Origin of the sequence: Kineococcus indalonis, from assembly GCF_009906395.1 — a bacterium.
Lineage (GTDB): Bacteria > Actinomycetota > Actinomycetes > Actinomycetales > Kineococcaceae > Kineococcus > Kineococcus indalonis.
On record NZ_JAAALM010000455.1, the window covers coordinates 1 to 3,310 of the forward strand.

Consider the following 3,310-nt stretch of genomic DNA (forward strand, 5'->3'; position numbering starts at 1 on the left):
GCGCGGTCGGTGGCGCGGTCGGTGGTGGGGGAGGTGGTGCGCAGGAGCGGGCGCTGGCCGCCGGGGACGTGGCGGTGCTGGTGCGCACCCGCGCCCAGGCGCAGGTGGTGCGCGAGGCCCTGCACGCCGCGGGGGTGCCGTGCGTGCTCAGCCGCGGCCCCAGCGTCTTCGGCACCGACGCGGCGCGCGACTGGCTGGTGCTGCTGGAGGCGCTGGAGCAGCCGCACCGCACCGCCCGGGTGCGCCGGCTGGTGCTGTCCGCGTTCGTGGGTTCCACCGCCGCCGAGCTCGACGCCGGCGGCGAGCGCGCCACCGACGCCGCCGCCGTGCGGCTGCGCGCCTGGGCCGCGGTGCTCGCCGAGCGCGGCGTGGCGGGCCTGTTCGCCGCGGTCTCCGAGGAGCACGCCCTGCCGGCGCGGCTGCTGGGCACCACCGGCGGCGAGCGGCGCCTGACGGACCTGCGCCACGTGTGCGAGGTCCTGCACGCCGAGGCCGCCGCCGGCGGGCGCGGCGTGGCGGGCCTGCTGTCGTGGCTGCGCGCGCGGGTGGACGAGGCCGACGGCGACCTCGGCACCGAGCGCTCGCGCCGCCTGGACACCGACCGCGCCGCCGTGCAGGTCGCCACCGTGCACACCATCAAGGGCCTGGAGTTCGCCGTGGTGTGCGTGCCGTTCGGCTGGGACGCCCCCTCCGGCGGCGGCCGCCGCGAGCGCCTGCCCGTGGCGCACGCGAGCGCCCCGGACGGCACCGCGGTGCGCACCCTGCACGTGGGCGGGCCCGGCAGCACCGGGTACGCCGCCGCCTGCGCGGCCGAGGACGCCGAGGGCGCCGGGGAGGAGCTGCGGCTGCTGTACGTGGCGCTGACCCGCGCCGTCTCCCGGCTGCTGGTGTGGTGGGCGCCGGCGCGCTGCACCGGCGAGAGCCCCCTGCACCGCCTGCTGCTGGCGCCGGACCCGCGCGCCCTGCCGCCGTCGGTGCCGGTGCCCGGCGACGCCGACGTGCACGAGGCCCTGACCCGCTTGGCCGGCGCCCCGGACGGCGGGGTGCGCGTGGAGCGCGCCGGCGAGGACGGCTCGGCCCTGCCCGAGCCGGCCGCGCCCGCGCCCGCGCCGCTGCTGCCGCCGGCCGCCTTCCGCGGGCGCGTGGACGCCGCGTGGCGGCGCACCTCCTACAGCGGCCTGACGCGCGGCGTGCACGAGGCGCCGCTGGTGCGCAGCGAGCCGGAGGAGCCGGGCACCGTCGACGAGACCGACCTGGAGGCGGTGGGCGCGCCCGCCGCCGGCGGTCCCACCGCCCCCGACGCGGCGGCGCGCTGGCGGGAGGTGCCCTCCCCGCTGGTGGGCCTGCCCGCCGGCGCCGGTTTCGGCACCCTCGTGCACGCCGTCCTGGAGGGTTTCGACCCGGCTGCGCCGGACCGGCCCGCGCACCTGGCGGCCCTGGCGCGCGAGCAGTTCGCCGGCCCGATGGCCGCCCCGCTGGCCGCCGCGCTGGAGCCGGTGCTGCGCACGCCGCTGGGGCCGCTGGCGGGCGGGGCGGCGCTGGAGGGGTTCGCCCCCGCCGACCGGCTCGCCGAGCTGGACTTCGAGCTGCCGCTGGCCGGCGGCGACGCGGCCGGCGAGGGCGACGGGGCGCTGCTGGGGGAGGTCGCGGGCCTGCTGCGCCGCCACCTGGACCCGACCGACCCGGTGCACCGCTACGCCGACGCCCTGGAGGTCCCCGAGCTGGGCGGGCAGGTGCTGCGCGGCTACCTCACCGGCTCGATCGACGCGGTGCTGCGCCGCCGCGGCCCGGCCGGCCCGGTGCACCTCGTCGTGGACTACAAGACCAACCGCCTGGCCGGGCCGGGGGAGGTGCTCACCGCCTGGCACTACCGGCGCGAGGCCCTCGACGAGGCCGTGCGCGAGGCGCACTACCCGCTGCAGGCGCTGCTGTACTGCGTGGCGCTGCACCGGTTCCTGCGCTGGCGCCAGCCCGGCTACGACCCCGGCACGCACCTGGGCGGGGTGCTGTACCTCTTCCTGCGCGGCATGTGCGGGCCCGGCCTGCCCGGGGTGGACGGCGGGGCCACCGCCCCGCCGGGGGTGTGGTCCTGGCGCCCGCCGGCGGCGCTGGTGACCGACCTGTCCGACCTGCTGGCCGGGAGGGGCCGATGACCGCACCGGGAACGACACCCAGCACGACACCCAGCACGACACCCAGCACGACACCCAGCACTGCACCGGGCACGGCGCCGGGCGCCGCGCCCGGGGGCGCCGCCGCGCACCTGCGCGACGCCGACGACGTCGAGCGCGCCGTCACGCGGGTGCGCAGCGCCACCGGGCTGCTGCGCGAGTTCAACGCCCTGGGCCTGCTGCGCGCCGCCGACGTCCACGTCGCCCGGCGCCTGGGCGCGGTCGCCGGGGAGGGCGACGAGCGCGTGCTGCTGGCGGTGGCGCTGGCGGTGCGCGCCGTGCGCCACGGCTCCGTGGTGCTGCACCTGCGACAGGCCCCGGGCACCGTCGTGCCCGAGGACGAGGAGGACACCGGCGCCGTCGGCGCCGTCGAGGCCCCCTGGCCCGAACCGGCCGGCTGGCTGGCGGCGGTGCGCGCCAGCCCGCTCACCGCCGTGCACGACGCCGCGGGCACCGGGCCGGGCGCGTCCGCGGGCACCGGGCCGGGGGAGCGGCCCGTGCACGTCGTGGACGACGGGGTGTGGCTGGACCGGTACTGGCGCCTGGAGGTCGCCGTCGCCGAGGACCTGCGCCGCCGCGCCGCCGAGGTGCCCGCCCACGACGCCGGCCGGGTGCGCGAGGTGCTGGACCGGCTGTGGCCCGGGGAGGGGTCCTCCGACCAGCGCCGCGCCGCGCAGGTGTGCCTGGGCTCGGGCGTGGCGGTGCTCGGCGGCGGGCCGGGCACCGGCAAGACGACCACGGTGGCCCGGCTGCTGGCCGCCCTGCACGCCCTGGCCGACGGCGGCGCCCCGCCGCGCGTGGCGCTGGCCGCGCCCACCGGCAAGGCCGCCGCCCGCCTGACCGAGGCCGTCACCGCGGCCGCGGGCTCCCCGGTGTTCACCCCCGAGCAGTCGGCGTTCCTGTCCGCGGCGAGCGCCTCGACGCTGCACCGCCTGCTGGGGCTGCGCCCGGGGTCGGTGCGCGCCCGCTACGACGCCGAGCACCGCCTGCCCCACGACGTCGTCATCGTCGACGAGGCCTCGATGGTGGGGCTGGGGGTGGTGGCCCACCTGCTGGCGGCGCTGCGCCCGCAGGCGCGGCTGGTGCTCGTCGGCGACCCCGACCAGCTGGCCTCCGTGGAGGTCGGCGCGGTGCTCGCC

Annotated in this window: 2 protein-coding genes; both read left to right on the forward strand. The window is 80.5% G+C overall.

Translation table 11 applies throughout. The features are described 5' to 3' along the window. On the forward strand, positions 1 to 2,153 hold a 2,153-nt coding region (locus GTR00_RS17350), incomplete at its 5' end, for a 3'-5' exonuclease (RefSeq protein ID WP_205706065.1). Further along, positions 2,150 to 3,310, forward strand: a 1,161-nt coding sequence (locus GTR00_RS25170; protein ID WP_166612835.1) for an AAA family ATPase, incomplete at its 3' end; no start/stop codon positions are given. The genes GTR00_RS17350 and GTR00_RS25170, both read left to right, overlap by 4 nt.